This window comes from Cellulosimicrobium sp. AB352 (genome assembly GCF_049538415.1).
Taxonomy (GTDB): domain Bacteria; phylum Actinomycetota; class Actinomycetes; order Actinomycetales; family Cellulomonadaceae; genus Cellulosimicrobium; species Cellulosimicrobium funkei.
In genome coordinates this window covers 62,510-81,361 of sequence record NZ_JBMVFX010000008.1, presented here as the reverse complement: position 1 = coordinate 81,361, position 18,852 = coordinate 62,510, and the positions used below count along the sequence as shown (strand labels likewise).

At 75.2% G+C, this 18,852-nt stretch carries 15 protein-coding genes and 1 tRNA gene; 10 read left to right on the top strand and 6 right to left on the bottom strand.

The annotated features are described in order from the left end of the window. Window positions 1-483 precede the first annotated feature (483 nt). Window positions 484-3,051 carry an ATP-dependent Clp protease ATP-binding subunit gene (locus ACPCUX_RS07860; RefSeq protein ID WP_031315080.1) on the bottom strand — a complete coding sequence of 856 codons (2,568 nt, stop codon included), beginning with the start codon at window positions 3,049-3,051 and terminating at the stop codon, window positions 484-486. A 281-nt stretch (window positions 3,052-3,332) separates the two neighbouring features. On the opposite strand from ACPCUX_RS07860, the gene ACPCUX_RS07855 reads away from it, so the two are divergent. Together ACPCUX_RS07855 and ACPCUX_RS07850 are read left to right on the top strand one after the other, a co-directional pair. Continuing rightward, window positions 3,333-3,980 (top strand): hypothetical protein, encoded by a 648-nt coding sequence (locus ACPCUX_RS07855; RefSeq protein ID WP_409141364.1) that lies wholly within the window; start codon window positions 3,333-3,335, stop codon window positions 3,978-3,980. A 170-nt stretch (window positions 3,981-4,150) separates the two neighbouring features. Continuing rightward, the gene (locus ACPCUX_RS07850; RefSeq protein ID WP_423388492.1) at window positions 4,151-5,104 is read left to right on the top strand and encodes a universal stress protein; all 954 of its coding nucleotides are present in this window, start codon (window positions 4,151-4,153) and stop codon (window positions 5,102-5,104) included. A gap of 2 nt (window positions 5,105-5,106) precedes the next feature. On the opposite strand, the gene ACPCUX_RS07845 is transcribed toward ACPCUX_RS07850, so the two are convergent. Next, window positions 5,107-7,173, bottom strand: a complete 2,067-nt coding sequence (locus ACPCUX_RS07845; RefSeq protein ID WP_415297897.1) for an ABC1 kinase family protein — start codon at window positions 7,171-7,173, stop codon at window positions 5,107-5,109. A gap of 165 nt (window positions 7,174-7,338) precedes the next feature. Here ACPCUX_RS07845 and ACPCUX_RS07840 point away from each other — a divergent pair, with 165 nt between their 5' ends. Then, complete coding sequence (locus ACPCUX_RS07840; protein WP_085386519.1) at window positions 7,339-7,671, top strand: cupin; 333 nt, start codon at window positions 7,339-7,341, stop codon at window positions 7,669-7,671. A gap of 46 nt (window positions 7,672-7,717) precedes the next feature. Further along, a complete protein-coding gene (locus ACPCUX_RS07835; protein WP_423388491.1) occupies window positions 7,718-8,428 on the top strand; it encodes a hypothetical protein in 711 nt (236 codons plus the stop codon). Window positions 8,429-8,497: 69 nt separating this feature from the next. Here ACPCUX_RS07835 and ACPCUX_RS07830 read toward each other — a convergent pair whose 3' ends face one another. Beyond that, complete coding sequence (locus ACPCUX_RS07830) at window positions 8,498-8,992, bottom strand: hypothetical protein (protein ID WP_409141362.1); 495 nt, start codon at window positions 8,990-8,992, stop codon at window positions 8,498-8,500. Window positions 8,993-9,349: 357 nt separating this feature from the next. On the opposite strand from ACPCUX_RS07830, the gene ACPCUX_RS07825 reads away from it, so the two are divergent. The 3 genes from ACPCUX_RS07825 to ACPCUX_RS07815 all read left to right on the top strand — a co-directional run bounded on the left by ACPCUX_RS07825 (window position 9,350) and on the right by ACPCUX_RS07815 (window position 13,311). Beyond that, window positions 9,350-11,716, top strand: a complete 2,367-nt coding sequence (locus ACPCUX_RS07825; RefSeq protein WP_423388490.1) for a heavy metal translocating P-type ATPase — start codon at window positions 9,350-9,352, stop codon at window positions 11,714-11,716. 135 nt (window positions 11,717-11,851) lie between these two features. Then, entirely contained in the window at window positions 11,852-12,451 is a 600-nt protein-coding gene (locus ACPCUX_RS07820; RefSeq protein WP_423388489.1) for an alpha/beta family hydrolase, read from the top strand. Window positions 12,452-12,543: 92 nt separating this feature from the next. Further along, the gene (locus ACPCUX_RS07815; RefSeq protein ID WP_423388488.1) at window positions 12,544-13,311 is read left to right on the top strand and encodes a hypothetical protein; all 768 of its coding nucleotides are present in this window, start codon (window positions 12,544-12,546) and stop codon (window positions 13,309-13,311) included. Between the two features lie 100 nt (window positions 13,312-13,411). Here the strand turns inward: ACPCUX_RS07815 and ACPCUX_RS07810 are convergent. The 3 genes from ACPCUX_RS07810 to ACPCUX_RS07800 all read right to left on the bottom strand — a co-directional run bounded on the left by ACPCUX_RS07810 (window position 13,412) and on the right by ACPCUX_RS07800 (window position 15,850). Next, a tRNA-Thr gene (locus tag ACPCUX_RS07810) sits at window positions 13,412-13,487 on the bottom strand. A gap of 112 nt (window positions 13,488-13,599) precedes the next feature. Continuing rightward, entirely contained in the window at window positions 13,600-15,153 is a 1,554-nt protein-coding gene (locus ACPCUX_RS07805) for an alpha/beta hydrolase (protein ID WP_423388487.1), read from the bottom strand. A gap of 88 nt (window positions 15,154-15,241) precedes the next feature. After that, window positions 15,242-15,850, bottom strand: coding sequence for a hypothetical protein (locus ACPCUX_RS07800; RefSeq protein ID WP_423388486.1), 609 nt, complete (start codon window positions 15,848-15,850; stop codon window positions 15,242-15,244). 126 nt (window positions 15,851-15,976) lie between these two features. On the opposite strand from ACPCUX_RS07800, the gene ACPCUX_RS07795 reads away from it, so the two are divergent. The 3 genes from ACPCUX_RS07795 to ACPCUX_RS07785 all read left to right on the top strand — a co-directional run bounded on the left by ACPCUX_RS07795 (window position 15,977) and on the right by ACPCUX_RS07785 (window position 18,851). Next, window positions 15,977-17,302 carry a low temperature requirement protein A gene (locus tag ACPCUX_RS07795; protein WP_423388485.1) on the top strand — a complete coding sequence of 442 codons (1,326 nt, stop codon included), beginning with the start codon at window positions 15,977-15,979 and terminating at the stop codon, window positions 17,300-17,302. A 108-nt stretch (window positions 17,303-17,410) separates the two neighbouring features. Next, window positions 17,411-17,791, top strand: coding sequence for an SHOCT domain-containing protein (locus ACPCUX_RS07790; RefSeq protein WP_051027601.1), 381 nt, complete (start codon window positions 17,411-17,413; stop codon window positions 17,789-17,791). 70 nt (window positions 17,792-17,861) lie between these two features. After that, on the top strand, window positions 17,862-18,851 hold the full coding sequence (locus ACPCUX_RS07785; RefSeq protein WP_034650456.1) for a TIGR03557 family F420-dependent LLM class oxidoreductase: 990 nt from the start codon (window positions 17,862-17,864) through the stop codon (window positions 18,849-18,851). Window position 18,852 lies beyond the last annotated feature (1 nt).

The following is an 18,852-nucleotide window of genomic DNA, read 5'->3' as shown; positions in this document are numbered from 1 at the left end:
GGGCGCGCGGGTGCCGTGCGCGGGAGGGTGGTGGGACGGCTCGACGGCGGCCCGGGGCGGCCGTCGGTCAGTGCGTCGGGGTGCTCAGCGGCACGGGGTCGGACGACACGCGGCCCGACGGCGCAGGCGCGCACGCAGGGCGCGACGACACGCGAGTCCGGGCACGTGCCCGGCGTCGGTGGCGGGGAGGGCGACGAGGCCCCCCGGTTTCGTCGGCATGCGGGCGACTGTGCCAGCGTGCGCACGCCCCGCAAAGGGCGGTCGACCCGTGTCCCACGACGAGGACGGACGTAACGCCGTGCAACGGCCCCTCGCCCGCCGACCAGGTGGTCCGTGTCGGCCGAGCAGGCGATGGTGGTGCGTCGGTCGCCCCGGACGCGCCACGACCACCTGCTCGGCGGGAGAGGGGGCGCCGGGACGACGACGGGCCCCGACCCTCCCGGAGGAGGATCGGGGCCCGTGTGTCAGGCGTTCAGGAGTGCGTCACTCCGCGCCGGCCTGCAGCTCGCCCGTCGGGGGCAGGTCGCGGACCGAGACGCCGGTCGGGGCGTCGAGCGCGGCGGCCGCGCCCACGCTCACCGGGCCGCGGTCGTGCTCGCCCTTCGAGACACCCCGGAAGGTGAACTCGCCGAGCAGGCCCTCGCCCTCGGCGTCGACCAGGACGATCTCGCCGGCCTTGAGCTCGCCGAACAGGATCTTCTCCGAGAGCACGTCCTCGATGTCGCGCTGGATCGCGCGGCGCAGCGGACGAGCACCCAGGACCGGGTCGTAGCCCTTCTCGGCGAGGAGCTGCTTCGCGGGCTGCGTGAGCTCGATGCCCATGTCCTTGTCCCGCAGGCGGGCGTCGAGACGGGCGATCATCAGGTCGACGATCTGGATGATCTCGGCCTGCGAGAGCTGCGGGAAGACCACCACGTCGTCGACGCGGTTGAGGAACTCCGGCCGGAAGTGCTGCTTGAGCTCGTCGTTGACCTTCGCCTTCATGCGCTCGTAGGACGTGACCAGGTCGCCGCCGGCGTTGAAGCCGGTCTGGACGCCCTTGGCGATGTCCCGCGTGCCGAGGTTGGTCGTCATGATGATGACGGTGTTCTTGAAGTCCACGACGCGGCCCTGCGAGTCGGTCAGGCGACCGTCCTCGAGGATCTGCAGGAGCGAGTTGAAGATGTCCGCGTGGGCCTTCTCCACCTCGTCGAACAGGACGACCGAGAACGGCTTGCGCCGCACCTTCTCGGTGAGCTGGCCACCCTCGTCGTACCCGACGTAGCCGGGGGGCGAGCCGAACAGCCGCGAGACGGTGTGCTTCTCGGAGAACTCCGACATGTCGAGCTGGATGAGCGCGTCCTCGTCCCCGAAGAGGAACTCGGCGAGCGCCTTGGCCAGCTCCGTCTTCCCGACGCCCGTGGGGCCGGCGAAGATGAACGACCCACCGGGGCGCTTCGGGTCCTTGAGGCCAGCACGCGTCCGGCGGATGGCCTGCGACAGCGCCTTGATCGCGGCCTCCTGGCCGACGACGCGCTTGTGCAGCTCGTCCTCCATGTTGAGCAGGCGGCTGGACTCCTCCTCGGTGAGCTTGAAGACCGGGATGCCCGTGGCCATGGCCAGGACCTCGGCGATCAGCTCCTCGTCCACCTCCGCGACGGTGTCCAGGTCACCGGACTTCCACGCCTTCTCCTTGTCGGCGCGCTTCGCGGTGAGCTGCTTCTCCTTGTCGCGCAGGCCGGCGGCCTTCTCGAAGTCCTGCGCGTCGATCGCGGACTCCTTCTCGCGGCGCGCCTCGGCGATCTCCTCGTCGAGCTCCTTGAGCTCCGGCGGGGCCGTCATGCGGCGGATGCGCAGGCGCGCGCCCGCCTCGTCGATGAGGTCGATCGCCTTGTCCGGGAGGAACCGGTCGTTGATGTACCGGTCCGCGAGCGTGGCCGCGGAGACGAGCGCGGAGTCCGTGATGGACACGCGGTGGTGCGCCTCGTAGCGGTCGCGCAGGCCCTTGAGGATCTCGATGGCGTGCGGGAGCGACGGCTCGGCGACCTGGATGGGCTGGAAGCGGCGCTCCAGGGCCGGGTCCTTCTCGACGTGCTTGCGGTACTCGTCGAGCGTCGTCGCGCCGATGGTCTGCAGCTCGCCGCGCGCGAGCATCGGCTTGAGGATGCTGGCGGCGTCGATCGCGCCCTCGGCGGCACCCGCCCCGACGAGGGTGTGGATCTCGTCGATGAACAGGATGATGTCGCCGCGCGTGCGGATCTCCTTGAGCACCTTCTTGAGGCGCTCCTCGAAGTCGCCGCGGTAGCGGGACCCGGCCACGAGCGCGCCGAGGTCCAGCGTGTAGAGCTGCTTGTCCTTGAGCGTCTCGGGGACGTCGCCGCGCACGATGTCCTGGGCGAGGCCCTCGACGACGGCCGTCTTGCCGACGCCGGGCTCGCCGATGAGGACGGGGTTGTTCTTGGTGCGGCGGCTCAGCACCTGCATGACGCGCTCGATCTCGAGGCTGCGCCCGATGACCGGGTCGAGCTTGCCCTCGCGCGCGGCCTGGGTGAGGTTGCGCCCGAACTGGTCGAGCACGGCCGAGCCCGACGGCTGGCCCTCGGTGGGACCGCCGGCGGCGACCGGCTCCTTGCCCTGGTAGCCGGACAGGAGCTGGATGACCTGCTGGCGCACCTTGTTGAGGTCGGCGCCCATCTTCGTCAGGACCTGGGCGGCGACGCCCTCGCCCTCGCGGATGAGGCCGAGCAGGATGTGCTCGGTGCCGATGTAGTTGTGGCCGAGCTGGAGCGCCTCGCGCAGCGACAGCTCGAGCACCTTCTTGGCGCGCGGCGTGAACGGGATGTGCCCGCTCGGGGCCTGCTGGCCCTCGCCGATGATCTCGGTCACCTGGGTGCGGACGCCGTCGAGGGAGATCCCGAGGGACTCCAGCGCCTTGGCCGCGACACCCTCGCCCTCGTGGATGAGGCCGAGGAGGATGTGCTCGGTGCCGATGTAGTTGTGGTTGAGCATCCGCGCCTCTTCCTGGGCGAGGACGACGACCCGACGGGCTCGGTCTGTGAATCTCTCGAACATGTGCTGCTCCTCGTGAGCGGCGTACACCTGCCCGCCGGACGACGGGTACAAGCCTGACCGCATTGACTCTATGCGGTTCGAACGAGCCGCACCCCCTCCGTATGCCGTTGTTCGCCAGGGGCGTGAAAGAGGGGTCGCGCCGTGACCTGCCGGGCGGTCCCGGGGGCACGACGGCGGAGATCACCCGGCCCGACACGCGCCGGGGGCGTTGACCGCGGCCCGCGCCACGGGCAGGCTCGGGAGTGCGCCCCGCACGACGTCCAGAAGGGTGGCGAAGAGCGATGCACCAACCGGACCAGCCGCCGGAGGACACCCCCGCACCGGACGCGGACGAGCGAGAGGCACGCCCCACGGGCTCGGCCGCGTCGTGGGAGCAGGTGGTCGCGCGGTTCCACGGCGCCGTCGCGGAGGTCGACGACCCGCTCACCTGGGGTCTCGACCTCGACGAGGAGACGCTCACGGGCGCCGGCCACGGCGCGCACGACCCGGCCGAGGAGCGCTTCCTGCGCTCCTACGTGTCGTTCACGGGCGAGACGCTCGACGTCGAGACGCTGCGGGTGCGGGCCGCGCACGACGAGCAGGCCGAGGACATCGCCCGCACCGCGCTCAGCGGGGCGCTCGCCGCGCCCCTGCACTCGGACTCCCCCGGCGACGACGACTTCCTCGACTCCTACCAGGAGTACCGCGCCGCGATGCGCGCGATCGTCGAGGAGGTGGACGTCGCGCCCGTCGTGCGCACCACGTTCCGGGTCGACGGCGAGACCCGCCCCTGCCTGTACGTCACCGTGCGGGAGCACGCCGCGGCGTACGTGCCGGTCGAGGACCGGGCGCTGGTCGTCTCGGGCCCGGCGGACCTGCTCGCGCGGGTCGACGTCGTCACCCGCCCCCTGCGCAACATCCTCCAGGACGAGCCCGACCCGCGGTTCTGACCGGCTCCGCGCGCCGCGCCACGGGACTCTCGTCCACCACCCCGGGACGCCCGTCCCGGGCGCGGCGCGGCCCCGCGGCCTAGGGTCGAGTCAGCACCGGCGCCGCCGACGGCGTCGGGGACAGCACGCCGACGGCGCACGCGGTCGGCCGACCGGGCGGAGGTGGCGAGATGCGCGGCGTGATCGTCGGTGTCGACGGGTCGGAGGAGTCGGGCGGCGCGCTCGACTGGGCGCTGCGCGAGGCAGCCGACCGGGCGGTGCCACTGACGGCCGTGCTCGCGTTCGAGTCGCGGCAGGGGCCGGGCGACGGCCCCGACGCGGCGGCCGAGGAGAAGCGGGCGCTCGCCCAGGAGTGGCTCGACGCCGCGCACGCCCGCACGGGGATCGGCCCGGACGCGGTCACCGCGACGGCCGTCGCCGAGCGCGGCAGCCCCGCGGCCGTCCTGCTCGCCCTCGCCCAGCCGCGCGTCGCGCAGGCCGCCCAGGACGACGTGCGGCCCGACACCACCGACCGCGACGACGCCGACCTGCTCGTCCTCGGCCGCTGCGGCCGGGGCCGCCTCGGACGGATGGTCCTCGGGTCGGTGCCGACCGCCGTCGTGCAGCACGCGACCGTCCCCGTGACCGTGGTGCGCGGGACGCCCGACGTGCGCCACGACCACGCGCGGCCCGTCGTCGTCGGGGTCGACGGGTCGTCGACGTCGGTCCAGGCGCTGCGGCACGGCGCCGACGTCGCGCGGCGCACGGGCGCGACGCTCGAGGCCCTGTTCTGCTGGCAGATCGTCTCGCTCGCCCCCCTGCCCGACTCGTGGGGATGGACGCCGCCCATCGACGACTACGAGAAGTTCGCCGCCCAGAAGCTCGACGCCGCGCTCGAGGCGGCGGGGGTCGACCTGCCCGACGACCGCCTCGTGCGCAGCGTGCAGCACGTGCACGCCGCGAAGGGGGTCATCGAGGCGTCGTCGCGCGCGGAGCGGCTCGTGCTCGGCAACCGCGGCGTCGGCGGGTTCGACCGGCTGCTCCTGGGCTCGGTGAGCCGGCACGCGGTCGAGTACGCGCACTGCCCGGTCACGGTCGTGCGGCCCGCGGACGCGACGCACCCCTCGGGCGCGCACGACGCCTGAGGTCACCCGCGGCGCGCGGCCGACCCCCGGAACGCGAACACGAGGACGCGCACGGCGAGCACGGTCCCGACGAACCCGAGCGCCGCACCGAGGACGGCGAACAGGCGCAGACCCTCGACGAGCTCGGGGCCGGAGTCCGCGGAGACGAGCACGACCGCCGCGACGACGGCCGCGGCAGCGATGACGGTGGACACGACCTGCTGCACGAGGCCGGTGAGGAACGCGCGGTCCTCGGGGTGCGCGAACGAGCGGACGTTGACGGTGAGCCGCCCGGCCTCGACGTCGCTCGTGATCTTCGCGAGCCGGCGCGGGAGCCGTTCCAGCTCGGGCGCGAGGCCGAGGAACAGGCTCGTCGCCCGCTCGCGCAGGCCCTCCGGCGTCACGACGCGCCGCACGAGCGGCTGCGCGGTCGCGCGGGCCCCGGCGACGAGGTCGAACCCGGGGTCGAGCAGGCGCAGCGTGCCCTCCAGCGACGTGAACGTGCGGAACGCGGCGGCGACCTGCGACGGGACGGCGAGGCCCGCGTCGGTGACGAGCCGGAACAGCGCGGTGAACATCGCGCCGCTCGCGCCGGCGCCGCGGAACCGCACGATCACCTGCCCGACGGCGCGCTCCAGGCGGCGCACGTCGAGGTCGGCCGGGGCGTCGAGCAGCTCCAGGAGGGCGTCGGTCGCGGCCACGGCGTCGTCGGCGTCGACCGCGAGCAGCACCGCCGCGAGCGCGAGCCGGTCGGGCTCGCCGAGCCGCCCGACGGAGCCCATGTCGAGCAGGCCGAGGCGGCCGTCGGCGGTGACGAGCACGTTGCCGGGGTGGAGGTCGGCGTGGAAGGTGCCCGCGACCAGCACCTGCTCGAGCGTCGCGGTGAGGAGCCGCGAGGCGAGGTCGGCGCGCACGGCGTCGTCGAGGCTCGCGAGCACGTCCGCGGCGCGGCCGAGGGGAACGCCGTCGAGCCGTTCCATGACGAGCAGCGTCGTCCCGGAGAGCTCGGGGTAGACGTCGGGGACCCGGACGCGCGGGCCCGCGCCCGGGTCGGTGGCGCCGTCGTCGGGGCGCCGGTCCCTCGCTGCTCCCCGCGCGAGCGCGGCGCGCAGCGCGAGCGTGTTCTCCAGCTCGACCGTGTAGTCGAGCTCCTCGCGCAGCGACGCGGCGAAGCCGTCGGCGAGGTCGACGACGCCGAGGGAGCGGCCCCACGCGGTGTCGCGCTCGATGCGGCGCGCGAGCCGCCCGAGGATCGCGAGATCCGTCTCGACCTGGGCACGGGCGCCCGGGCGCTGCACCTTGACCACGACGTCGCGCCCGTCGAGCAGGCGGGCCGCGTGGACCTGGCCCACGGACGCCGAGGCGAGGGGCTCCGGCGAGAAGCCGGCGAACGCCTCGTCGACCGGGCGCCCGAGCGCGCCCGCGACGGCCGCCTCCACCTGCGACCACGGCGCGGGCGGGACCTCGCTCTGGAGCGTGGCGAGCGCGTCCGCGAACGCGGCGGGGAGCAGGTCCCGGCGCGTGGACAGCACCTGGCCGAACTTCACGAAGGTCACGCCGGCGTCGCTGAGAGCGTCGCGCAGCGCGGCGGCCTGGCGCCGCTGGTCGGTGCGCGACAGGCGCGACCCGTCCGGCTGCCGAGCCCCGCGCGTGAGCGCCCCGCCGAGGCCGTGCCGGACGCCGATCCCCAGGATCTGGGCGTAGCGCCGCGTTTCGCGGCGGCCCTGGCGCAGCCCCCGGAGCGCGCGCCACGGCCCCGGGACGGAACCCGTCGGGACGAGGAGCTCGAGCACGAGGAGCACGCACAGCCCGAGCACGAACGCCCACGCGAACGCGAGCACGACGGCGACGAGCGCGACGCCCGGCGCGACGGTGAGCGTCCCGTCCGGGCGCGACCAGCCGACGTCGAGCAGGCCGCCCGTGAGCACCCAGGACGCGACCGACAGCATCGCGAGGGCCACGACCGCCGAGCGGATCCAGCCGACCGGCGCGCCCATGACGCGCCGCGCCGTCGCGGCGAGGAGCAGCAGCATGCCGACGGTGAAGACGAGGCCGAACAGACCGACGAGGAGACCGGAGACCACCTGCATGGCGGCCACTCTTCCGGACCGCACGGCAGACCACCAGCACGCGCCACCGGCGCGCCCCGCCCGCCCGAGCCGGTCGCGGCGACCAGCGCCGCACGGCCGCGGCATGGGGGGGCACCGACGTCCGCGGCGCGGCATGATGGAGCTCCCCGACAGGCCGGAGCCCCGATGACGAACGTCGACCTCCTCACGGAAGCCCACCTCACGACCGCCCGCACCGCGCCGAACGGTCGCAGCGCCGAGGTCGTGCTGCACGACGGCCCGCTGCGCCAGACGATCCTCGCGCTGCGCGCGGGCGTCGAGCTCGGGGAGCACAACTCCCCGCCCGCGGCGTCGATCCAGGTGCTGCGCGGGCGGGTCCGGGTCACGGCGCTCGGCGAGGGCGACGTGGAGCTGGGCGAGGGCGAGCTGCGCGTGCTCACGCACGAGCGGCACGCGGTGAGCGCGATCGAGGACGCGGCGTTCCTCCTGACGACCGTGACGAGCGTCCCGGGCAGCTGAGCGCCTGCTCCTGCGAACCGCCCGCACGGCTGCCAGGGTGGTGCGGATGAGAGCCTCGACAACGACGACCGTCCTCGCCGCGAGCGCCCTGGTCCTCGCGGCCTGCACCGCGACCCCCGGCGACGCCCCGGGCACCCCGGAACCGTCGGCCCCGGCCCCCTCGACCTCTGCCGCGACCCCGGCACCAGGCGATCCCGCCGCGGCGCTCCCGACGGACGCGCCCGCCGACGTCCTCCTCCCCGCGGGCGCGTGGGGCGGCGATGGAGCACGCGACGAGGCGGAGGGGGTCGCGGACTGGCACCTTCCGGAGGCGTGCGCCGACGGCGGCCCCGCGGACGCCACGGCGATGCGCACCGCGACCGAGGGCGACGGCGCGGCCGAGGGCGTCGTGGGGGTCCACCAGGTCGCGGTGTTCGCCGACGCCGACGCCGCCACCGCGGAAGCCGCGCGGCTCGCGGACCTGCTCGCCGCGTGCGCGGCGCAGGGCGGGGCGGAGGGCACGACGTACACGGCCGAGCCGCTCGACGTCGGCGCCCAGGGCGGCGGCCTGGCCACCGACTACTACGGGTCGGGCGGGAGCGGGGACCTGGACACGGCGCTCGGGACCTACCTGGCGACCACGCGCCGCGGTGCCGCGGTCACGCTCGTCGCGCTCGACGGCGGGGAGAGCACCGTGGGCGCGGCCCGCGAGACGGTCGCGGAGCAGGCCGGTGCCGCGTGGGAGCTGCTGTGCCGCTACGAGCAGGCGGGCTGCTGACGGACGGCGTCCTCCCGCCCGGGAGACTCACTCCCGGGACGTCGTGCCCCGGGTCGCCGTGGCGGGCGCTCAGACCCGGACGGCCCAGGCGGCGAGGGCCAGCGCCGTGACGTCCTCCGCGACGGCGCCCGGCCAGTCGGGCCGCTCGCCGACGGCGAGGCGTCGCCACGCCGCACCGCCCCACGTCCCGACGGCCCCGCCCGCGGCTCCCGCGACGGCGGCGAGGACCAGCCCGACCGGACCGGTCCGGTGCCGGGCGACGAGCACGCCGCCGACGGCGCCGCTCGCGACGCGGACGACGGGGCCGGGCGGCGCGAGCCGGCTCGGCGTCTGCGGCAGCTTGTCGCCGACCAGCTCGCCGACGACGCCCAGGAGCGCCGCGCCGCGCGCGAGCGGCCCGGGTCCGTGGCCCGACCGGCGCGACCCGCGGGGCCGCACGAGGCCGGCCAGCACCGGCGCCGCGACCCCGAGGCTGCTGCGCGAGCCCGCGGCGACGCCGAGCGCGAGGGCCCGGGCGAGCACCGCCGTCGTGCCGCGCGGGGCGGCTGCGTCCTGGGACGTCATGGGGTCCTCCTGCGGTGTGGTGGTGGCCCGGTCGACCGGGTTCTCCCGAACGTAGCCGCTCCCGGGGCGGCCCACCCGGCGGCGCGGCGCGCCGCCCGCCGGGTCCCGCGCCCGGGCCCACCCCCAGCGACGCCGAGGTCGGCGAGCAGGCGCTGCGCCTCGCGGTCGCCCGGGCGACGACGCACCCCGGCGCGTGGCGGTCCGGTGCCCGGTCGTGCTGCGGGAGCCCACCCCGCGCCCCTGCCGCCGCCCCTCACGGACGGGTCGCGCTCGAACGGTTGACGGATCGGCACCACGGGGGCATGATCGGGAGGAGACGATACCCCCTAGGGGTATCAGCAGCCGAGAGGAGACACGGTGGACCACCGCACGGAGCACGGCCCCGGGCGTCGGACCGGCGCGGACGGCGAGCACGAGCACCACGAGGCGCACGGGCACCCCGAGGCGCACGGGCACCCCGGCGCGGCGGCGACCGCCGCCGTCGACCACGCGACGCACGACCCGGCCGCGCACCGCGGCCACGACACGGGGCACGAGGACCACCACGCGGGTCACGCCACCGCGGGTCACGGCACCGCCGGGCACGAGGGCCACGGCACGTCCGGGCACGAGAGTCACCACACGGCCGGTCACGGCACGGCGGGCCACGCCGGACACGACATGGCCGGGCACGGGGGGCACGGCGGGCACGGCGACCACGTCGGGCAGTTCCGCCGCCTGTTCTGGATCATGCTCGTCCTCGCGATCCCCACGGTCGCGCTGAACGCCATGTTCGCGATGCTCCTGGGCTACGACCTGCCCGACGCCGCGTGGGTGCCCTGGGTGTCCCCCGTCCTGGGCACGGTGATCTACGCCTGGGGCGGGCGCCCGTTCCTCACCGGTGCGGTGAGCGAGCTGCGGAGCCGCAAGCCCGGGATGATGACGCTCATCTCGCTCGCCATCACGGTCGCGTTCGTGTCGTCGCTGGGAGCGAGCCTGGGCCTGCTCGCGCACGAGCTCGACGTCTGGTGGGAGCTCGCGCTCCTCGTCGTCATCATGCTGCTGGGCCACTGGCTCGAGATGCGCTCGCTCGCGCAGACGGCGTCCGCGCTCGACTCGCTCGCCGCGCTCCTCCCGGACGAGGCGGAGCGGGTCGCCGAGGACGGGACCGTGACGACCGTCGCGCCGACGGACCTGCGCGTGGGCGACCTGGTCGTCGTCCGGCCGGGAGGGCGCGTGCCCGCGGACGGCGAGGTCGCGTCCGGCTCGGCGGACGTCGACGAGTCGATGATCACCGGCGAGTCGCGCCCCGTGCGCCGCGCCGTCGGGGACGCCGTCGTCGCGGGGACCGTCGCGACGGACGACGCGCTGCGCGTGCGGATCACGGCCGTCGGCGAGGACACCGCGCTCGCGGGCATCCAGCGGCTCGTCGCGGACGCGCAGGCGTCGTCGACCAAGACGCAGCGCCTCGCGGACCGCGCCGCCGGGTGGCTGTTCTGGTACGCGCTCGGGGCGGCTGCCCTGACGATCGGCCTCTGGCTGGTCTTCGGCACGCCCGAGCAGGCGCTGATCCGGGCGATCACCGTCCTCGTCATCGCGTGCCCCCACGCGCTGGGCCTCGCGATCCCGCTCGTCGTCTCGCTGTCGACGGAGCGCGCCGCGAAGGCGGGCGTCCTCGTCAAGGACCGCCTGGCGCTCGAGCGCATGCGCACCGTGGACACCGTCCTGTTCGACAAGACCGGGACGCTCACCGCGGGCGAGCCGGTCGTCGTGCACCTCGCGACCGCGGGCGGCACGTCCGAGGCCGCGCTGCTCGCGCTCGCGGCGGCGGCCGAGGCGGACAGCCAGCACCCGCTCGCCCGCGCGATCGTGCGGGCGGCCGAGGAGCGGGGCGACGACGTCCCCCGCGCCACCGACTTCCGGTCGCTGACGGCCGTCGGCGTCGAGGCGACCGTCCCGACACCCGACGGCGCGCGCCGCGTCGCGGTCGGAGGGCCGGCACTCCTGCGCGAGCGCGGGCTCGACCCCCTGCCCGACGCCGCGGCGTGGGCCGAGGACGGGTCGACCGTCCTGCACGTGGTCGTCTCGGACGACGCCGGCGCCCGCACCGGCACCGGCACCGCACCGGACGCGCGGTCCGGCGAGGTGGTGGGCGCGTTCGCCCTGGCGGACGCGATCCGTCCCGAGTCGCGCGAGGCCGTCGACGCGCTGCACCGGCGCGGCATCCGGGTCGTCATGATCACCGGCGACGCCGAGCCCGTCGCCCGCGCGGTCGGGCGCGAGCTCGGCATCGACCAGGTCTTCGCGGGCGTCCGCCCCGAGGACAAGGACGCGAAGGTCGCCGAGCTGCAGCACGGCGGGCGCGTCGTGGCGATGGTCGGCGACGGCGTCAACGACGCCCCGGCGCTCGCGCAGGCGGACGTCGGCATCGCGATCGGCGCGGGCACCGACGTCGCGATCGCGTCCGCCGGGGTGATCCTCGCGAGCTCGGACCCGCGGGCGGTGCTGTCGATCATCGAGCTGTCGCACGCGTCGTACCGCAAGATGCAGCAGAACCTGTGGTGGGCCGCGGGCTACAACATCGCGGCCGTGCCCCTCGCCGCGGGCGTGCTCGCGCCCGTCGGGTTCGTCATGCCGATGGCGGTGGGCGCGATCCTCATGTCCGCGTCGACGGTCATCGTCGCGCTCAACGCGCAGCTCCTGCGCCGCACCGACCTCGACCCGGCCCGGCTCGCGTCGCGGTGACCGGGGCCGCGAGACCCCCTCGACCACGAGGTTGCTGTCGTCCTGCCGCGCAGGGCGACAGCAACCTCGTGGTCGGCCGCGCGGAAGGTCGTGCTCGACCGTGAGGAACCTCGTGCGCGCTGCGAGACTGGGCCGGTGACCACGCCGCACCCCGACGACCGGCCCGTCGCCGGCGTCCTCCTCACGCCCGGCGCCGGCGCGAGCCGCGACCACCGCGCGCTCGTCGCGATCGACGAGGCGCTGGCCGCCCTCGACCCGCCCGTCCCCGTGCGCCGCGTCGACTTCCCCTACCGGATCGCCGGCAAGCGGATGCCCGACCGGCCGCCCGTCGCGATCGCGCACGTCCGCGCCGAGGCGGAGGCGTTCGCCGCCGAGCTCGGCACCACGACGGACCACCTCCTGCTCGGTGGCCGCTCGTACGGCGGCCGCATGTGCTCGATGGCCGTCGCCGAGGGGCTCCCCGCCGCCGGGCTGGCCCTCGTCAGCTACCCGCTGCACCCGCCGGGCAAGCCCGAGCGGCTGCGGACCGAGCACTTCCCGGACCTCCACGTGCCGGTCCTCCTCGTCTCCGGGCGCACCGACCCGTTCGCGACGCCGGACGAGCTCGCCGAGCACGCGGCCGCGATCCCCGGGCCCGTCACGCGCGTCGAGCTGCCCGGTGCCCACGACCTCAAGGGGCAGGACGCGGCCGTGTGCGAGGCCGTCGTCCGGTGGCTCGCGACGCTCGGGGCCTGACGCACCCCAGGGCGCCGCTCCGGCGTTCCGACCGGCCCGCACGACTGCGTACGATGTGCCGCGGACCGCTCCCGAACGACCCGGAGGTGCTGATGCGTGCCGCTGGCCGCCTGCTCGCCCTCGCACCGCTGGCGGTGCTCGTGGTGGCCGTCGCCGCCGCACCCGCGACCGCCGTCGGGCGGGACGGCGAGAGCGGGCTCGAGGTGAGCGTCGACGGCGTCTCGTTCGACCCGGAGCGCCTCTGGTCCGAGTGGGGCGCCGTCTCGTACGCCGTGAGCGCGCCGGACGGGAGCCGCGAGCGGTACTACTCCGACTCCTACGGCCCGCGCGACTCCGCGGACGGGTTCCTGGCCTTCTCGGTGCCGTCGCGCACGTTCCCCGACGGCTACTGCGTCACGTGGGCCCAGGTGTCCGGCCTGCGCGCGCAGCACGCGCGCTGGAACGGGGACGACCCCGTCTGCACGACGGCGCAGGCCGCGCCCTCCCCCACGACGCCGCCCCCGGCGCCGACCCCCGACGCCCCCGCGACCTCGGCCCCGACGGCCGAGGCGCCGCCGGTCGCGGCGGTCGTGGAGGCGCCCGTCGAGACGCCGGAGGCGCCGGAGCCCGACGTCACGGAGGAGCCGACCGCCGAGCCGACGGAGGAACCGACCACGGCCGCCCCTGCCGAACCGACGCCGACCGCCGCGCCCACGACCGCGGGCCCCGAGCCCGCGCGCGTCCCGCTCGCGTCCGTCGACCGCACGGCGCCGCCCCCGCCCGCGGGCGAGACCTTCCCGACCTTCGCCGCGGTGGGTGTCGGCGGGCTCGTCGCCGCGGCGGCCGGCGGCGTGATCCTGCTCGTGCGCCGCGTGGGCTGAGGCCTCGACGAGGCTCTGCGGCGGGCCGGGGGTCCACGGCGACACCGTGCTCCGGGAGCAGAAAAGGCCGGGTCCGAGGACCCGGCCTGACCTGCCGTGATGGAGCCGCCTAAGGGAATCGAACCCTTGACCTATTCATTACGAGTGAATCGCTCTGCCGACTGAGCTAAGGCGGCGTGCTACGTCGCGGTCCGCTCGGCGAACCGGTGGCAACGAGCGCCTACTGTACCCAACGACCGGGCCAGATTCCAAAGCGGGCCCGAGGGCCGCCGTCGGGCACCCTCCGCGTCAGCAGCGGAGCCCGTCCTCGGGGACGGTCCCGTCCACGAGGTAGGCGTCCACGGCGTCGCTCAGGCAGTCGTTCGCGCGCCCGTACGCGGTGTGTCCCTCGCCCTCCCAGGTGACCAGGACGGCGGAGTCGAGCGTGTCGGCGAGGCCCTCGGCCCACACGTACGGGGTGGCCGGGTCGTTGGTCGTGCCGATGACGAGGATCGGCGCGGCGCCCTCCGCGGCGAGGTCGAACTCCTGGTCGACGACGGGGTACGCCCAGCCCTCGCACGTGAGCCCGCCGAACGCGAAGAAGTAGCCCATGGTCGGGGCCTCCTCCTCGAGCCGCTCGAGCTGGGCCTGCATCGCGGCGGGGTCGTCGTCCTGGCGCCCGTCGAGGCAGTTCACGGCCCGGAACGCCTCGGACGAGTTCGACGAGTACGTGCCGTCGGCGTTCCGGTCGTTGTAGAAGTCGGCGAGGTAGAGCAGGCCGTTGCCGGTGCCCTCCTCGAACGCCTCGGTGAGCGCCTGCGTGAGCACGGGCCAGCTCTGGTCGTTGTACAGCGTGACGGCGACGCCGTAGAAACCGAGGGTCTGCGTGACGCTGCGACCCGAGTCCGTCGGGAGCGGGTTCGCCTTCGCGGCGTCGAGGAGCGAGCGGATCTGACGCATCCCCGCGTCCGTGTCGCCCTCCAGGGGGCACTTGGCGCCGGCCTCGCAGTCCTCGACGTACGCGCGCAGGGCGTTCTCGAAGCCGACGGCCTGCTGCTCGGAGATCTCGTCCGGGTCGAGCGAGGTGTCGATCGCCCCGTCCAGCACCATGCGGCCGACCTTGTCCGGGAACAGCCCGGCGTACGTGGCCCCGAGCTGCGTGCCGTAGGAGTAGCCCAGGTACGCGAGCTTCTCGTCGCCGAGGACGGCGCGCAGCATGTCCATGTCGCGCGCGGCGCTCTGGGTGTCGACCTGGCCGAGCAGCTCGCCCGTGTTCTCGGCGCACGCGTCGGCCCACGCGCGACGGTCCTCCGCGAGCGCCTCGAGCCCCGCCTCGTCCGTGTCGAAGTCGCGCGACAGGGACTCGTCCTTGGCGGCGTCGTCGAGGCACACGACGGGCGACGACTGCCCGACGCCGCGAGGGTCGAAGCCCACGAGGTCGTAGGCCGCGGTGACGCTCTCGCCGACGGTCGGCGCGAGCGACGCGACAAAGTCGACGCCCGACGCGCCGGGCCCGCCGGGGTTGGTGAGGAGCGAGCCGATGCGCTCGCCGGTCGCGGGCTGGCGCTTGACCGCGAGCTCGATCTCGCCCGCCGCCGGGTCCTGCCAGGAGAGGGGGGCGCGCGCCGTCGTGCACTCCCAGCCGGCCCCGCAGTCCTCCCACGCGAGGGTCTGCCCGTAGAACTCCTCGAAGCCCTCCGGTCCCGTCTCGCCCGTGCCGGTCGACGACGCGGTCGGGACGTCCTCGACCGGGGTCTGCTGCTTCGGGGGCGCCGAGCACGCGCCCGCGACGAGGGCCAGCGCGAGGGTCGCGGCGCAGGCCAGGGCGCGGCGAGCGGGGCGGGAGGAGGGGGACGTCGTCACCCGGACACGGTAGCCGCTCGCCCGTCGCGCGGGAGACGGCCCACCGGCGGCGGCCCGTCCTTTCACGCGCTCTTCACCGCGCGGGTCGTCACCCCGCGGTCCAGGCGAACTCGCCGGCCGCGCCCTCGGCCGGCGGCGGCACGACGACGGTCCCGCGGTCCCCGAGCACGACGCTCACGTCGGCGCTCGTGTCCACGTCGTCGGGCACCGCGACGACGGACGTCGCGGGGACGTAGTCCATGGTGCACGCGGTGTCGGCGGGGATGTCGACGAACGACACGACGACGTCGCTCCCCTCGACCGCGGCGTCGTCCTCGGCGAGCAGCGGGCACGAGCTGGACCCGAACGTCACGACGAGCAGGAGGCCCGGCTCGGCGCTCCACGCGGCGCCGGTGCCGCCTTCGGTCGGCGCGTCCGCGCCGGGCGGCAGGCCCTTGCCGTGCGCGCCCGCAACGACGTCCATCGTCGCGGCGTCGGGCAGGCCCTGCTGCTCGTCGGTGGGGTCGTCGGTCGGCTCCGCCGAGGGATCCGACGAGGGGTCGCCGTCGGGCTCCGTGGTCTCCTCGGTGGCGCTCGTGCCGTCACCGCCCCCGTCAGTGTCGGACGCGCACGCCCCGAGCAGGGCGACCGTGGCCGTGAGCGCGAGCGCCGCGGTGAGGCGCGCGGTCCGGGCGGCGGGACGACGGGCGGGGACCATGGGGACTCCTCGGTCGGCGACGGGTGCGCGACCATCGTGGTCCGCGCCGGGACCTCGCGCGCGCCGAACCGCCGACGCGCCGCGGGATCGTGACCCGACGGTGACCCGGGGTGGGAGCATCCCCGCATGGACGCACCGCACCCGACCCGCGGCACCGAGCGGCCCCCGCTGCGCTGGGGCCTGCGCACCGACCTCCTGCGGCACGGCGACGGCGGCGACTCGAGCCGCGTCGGGTACGTGGAGCTGTTCTTCGACCTGGTGTTCGTCTTCGCGGTCACCCAGCTCTCGCACGGGCTCATCGCGCACCCCGGCGTCGAGGCGCTCGGGCACACGCTCCTGCTCGGCGTCGCCGTCTGGTGGGTGTGGGTCGACACGATGTGGGTGACGAACTGGCTCGACCCCGAGCGCCTGCCGGTGCGGGGCCTGCTCGTGGTGCTCATGCTGCTGGGCCTCGTCCTCGCGAGCGCGATCCCGGAGGCGTTCGACGACAAGGGCCTGCTGTTCGCCGTCATGCTCGTCGCGATGCAGGTGGGGCGCAGCCTCTTCACGATGGTCGCGATGGGCCGCGTGTGGCCCGAGAACGCGGTGAACTTCGTCCGCATCACGACGTGGCTCGCGGCCTCGGGCGTGCTCTGGGTCGCGGGCGGCCTCGTCGAGGAGCACCGGCTGCTGCTGTGGGCGGTCGCGGCCGCGATCGACGTCGCCGGGCCGCGCGCGATGTTCTGGCTCCCGGGGATCGGGGCGTCGCGCGCGAGCACGTGGGTGGTCCGCGGGGAGCACATGGCCGAGCGCGTCAGCCTGTTCGTCATCATCTGCCTGGGCGAGTCGATCATCGTCACGGGCGCCGCGTTCGCCGAGCTCCCCCTCGACCTCACGACCGTCTCCGCGTTCTGCTCCGCGTTCGCGAGCACCGTGCTCATGTGGCTGCTGTTCTTCGACCGGTCCGAACGGCGCGCCACCGAGTACTTCACGTCGCGCGCCGAGCGCGGGATGGTCGCCCAGACGGCGTACACGTACGTCCCCTTCGTCATCGTCGCCGGGATCGTGCTCACCGCCGTCGCCGACGAGCTCGTGCTCCTGCACCCGCTCGGGCACGACGGCGGTCACGCCGACGCCTGGACCGCCGGCCTCGTGTGCGGGGCGGCGGCGACGTACCTCGTGGGGAACGCGCTGTTCCGGCGCGCGACGGGCGGGCGCTGGTCGCTCCCGCACGTGCTGGGCGCGGTCGCGGTCGGCGTGCTCTTCGCCCTCCACGCGTGGCTCTCGCCGCTCGCGCTCAACTGGGTGACGGACGGCGTCCTGCTGGCGGTCATCGTGGGCGACGTGGTCCGCGCGCGGCGGGTCCCGACCCCACCGTCGGCCGCGCCGTCGGACGGGCCGTCGGGTGCGCCGTCGGACGGGCCGGGCGCGCCGACGGGGCCACCCCCCGAGGCGCCGTCCGGGACCCCGTGAGCCGGGCACCGTGCGTCTCGCCGGGCGCGATCGTCGCGACGTCGCTACGTTCGCCCTGATGGCGCGGGGCAGCAGGCCGTCGCGTCGCGGGACCCGTCGAGAAAGGGCGTGACCGTGGACTTCTGGGACTTCTTCTGGCTCCTCGTGTGGAGCTTCTTCTTCATCGCGTACCTCATCGTGCTCTTCCAGATCATCGCGGACCTGTTCCGTGACCGGGAGCTCTCCGGGTGGTGGAAGGCAGTCTGGATCATCTTCCTCATCTTCCTGCCCGTACTGACGTCGCTCGTCTACCTCATCGCGCGGGGGCGCGGCATGGCGGAGCGACAGGCCGCGGCCGTCGTCCAGGCGAAGCACGACACGGACGCCTACATCCGCCAGGTCGCGACGACGTCGCCGGCCGAGCAGATCTCCCACGCCAAGTCGCTCCTCGACTCGGGCGCCATCACCCCCGAGGAGTTCGCGCAGCTCAAGGCGAAGGCGCTCGCCTGACCGACCCCTCCCTCCCCCGGGCCGGGCGTACCCGCGTGCGGGTGCGCCCGGCCCGTCCCACGATCGAGACATGACCCGCTTCGGCTACACCCTCATGACCGAGCAGTCCGGCCCTCGTGCGCTCGTGGAGCACGCGGTCGACGCGGAGCGCGTCGGCTTCGACTTCGAGGTGATGAGCGACCACTACTTCCCCTGGCTCGACGCCCAGGGCCACGCCCCGTACGCGTGGTCCGTGCTCGGGGCGGTCGCCCAGGCGACCGAGCGCGTCGGCCTCATGACGTACGTGACCTGCCCCCTCCTGCGCTACCACCCCGCGGTCGTGGCGCAGAAGGCCGCGACCGTGGCGCTCCTGTCCGACGACCGCTTCACCCTCGGGCTCGGCGCCGGGGAGAACCTCAACGAGCACGTGGCGGGCGAGCGCTGGCCCGCCGTCGGCGAGCGGCACGACATGCTCGAGGAGGCGGTGCAGATCATCCGCTCGCTGCTCGACGGCGAGCGCCTCACGTTCGACGGCGTCCACTACCGCGTCGACTCCGCCAAGCTCTGGGACCTGCCCGACGAGACCGTCGAGATCGGCGTGGCCGTCTCCGGGCCGCAGTCGATCGAGCGGTTCGCCCCGCTGGCCGACCACCTCGTCACCACCGAGCCCGAGGCCGGTGTCGTGCAGCGGTGGTCCTCCGTCCGCGAGCGCGCCGAGCTCGCGCCGTCGCGCGTCGTCGGGCAGATGCCGATCTGCTGGGACCCGGACGAGGAGACCGCCGTGGCGCGCGCGCACGAGCAGTTCCGGTGGTTCGGCGGCGGCTGGCGCGTCAACGCGGACCTGCCGACGACCGAGGCGTTCGAGGCGGCGACGGCGTTCGTGCGGCCCGAGGACGTGGCCGCGTCCATCCCGTGCGGCCCCGACCTGGACGCGGTCGTCGAGGCGGCGTCCGCGTGGTGGGAGGCAGGATTCACCGACCTCGCGCTCGTCCAGGTGGGCGAGGTCGGGCAGCGCGAGTTCCTCGAGACCGCGGCCGGGCCGCTCCTGGAGAAGCTCCGCGCGGCGGCGCCGTCGAGCTAGC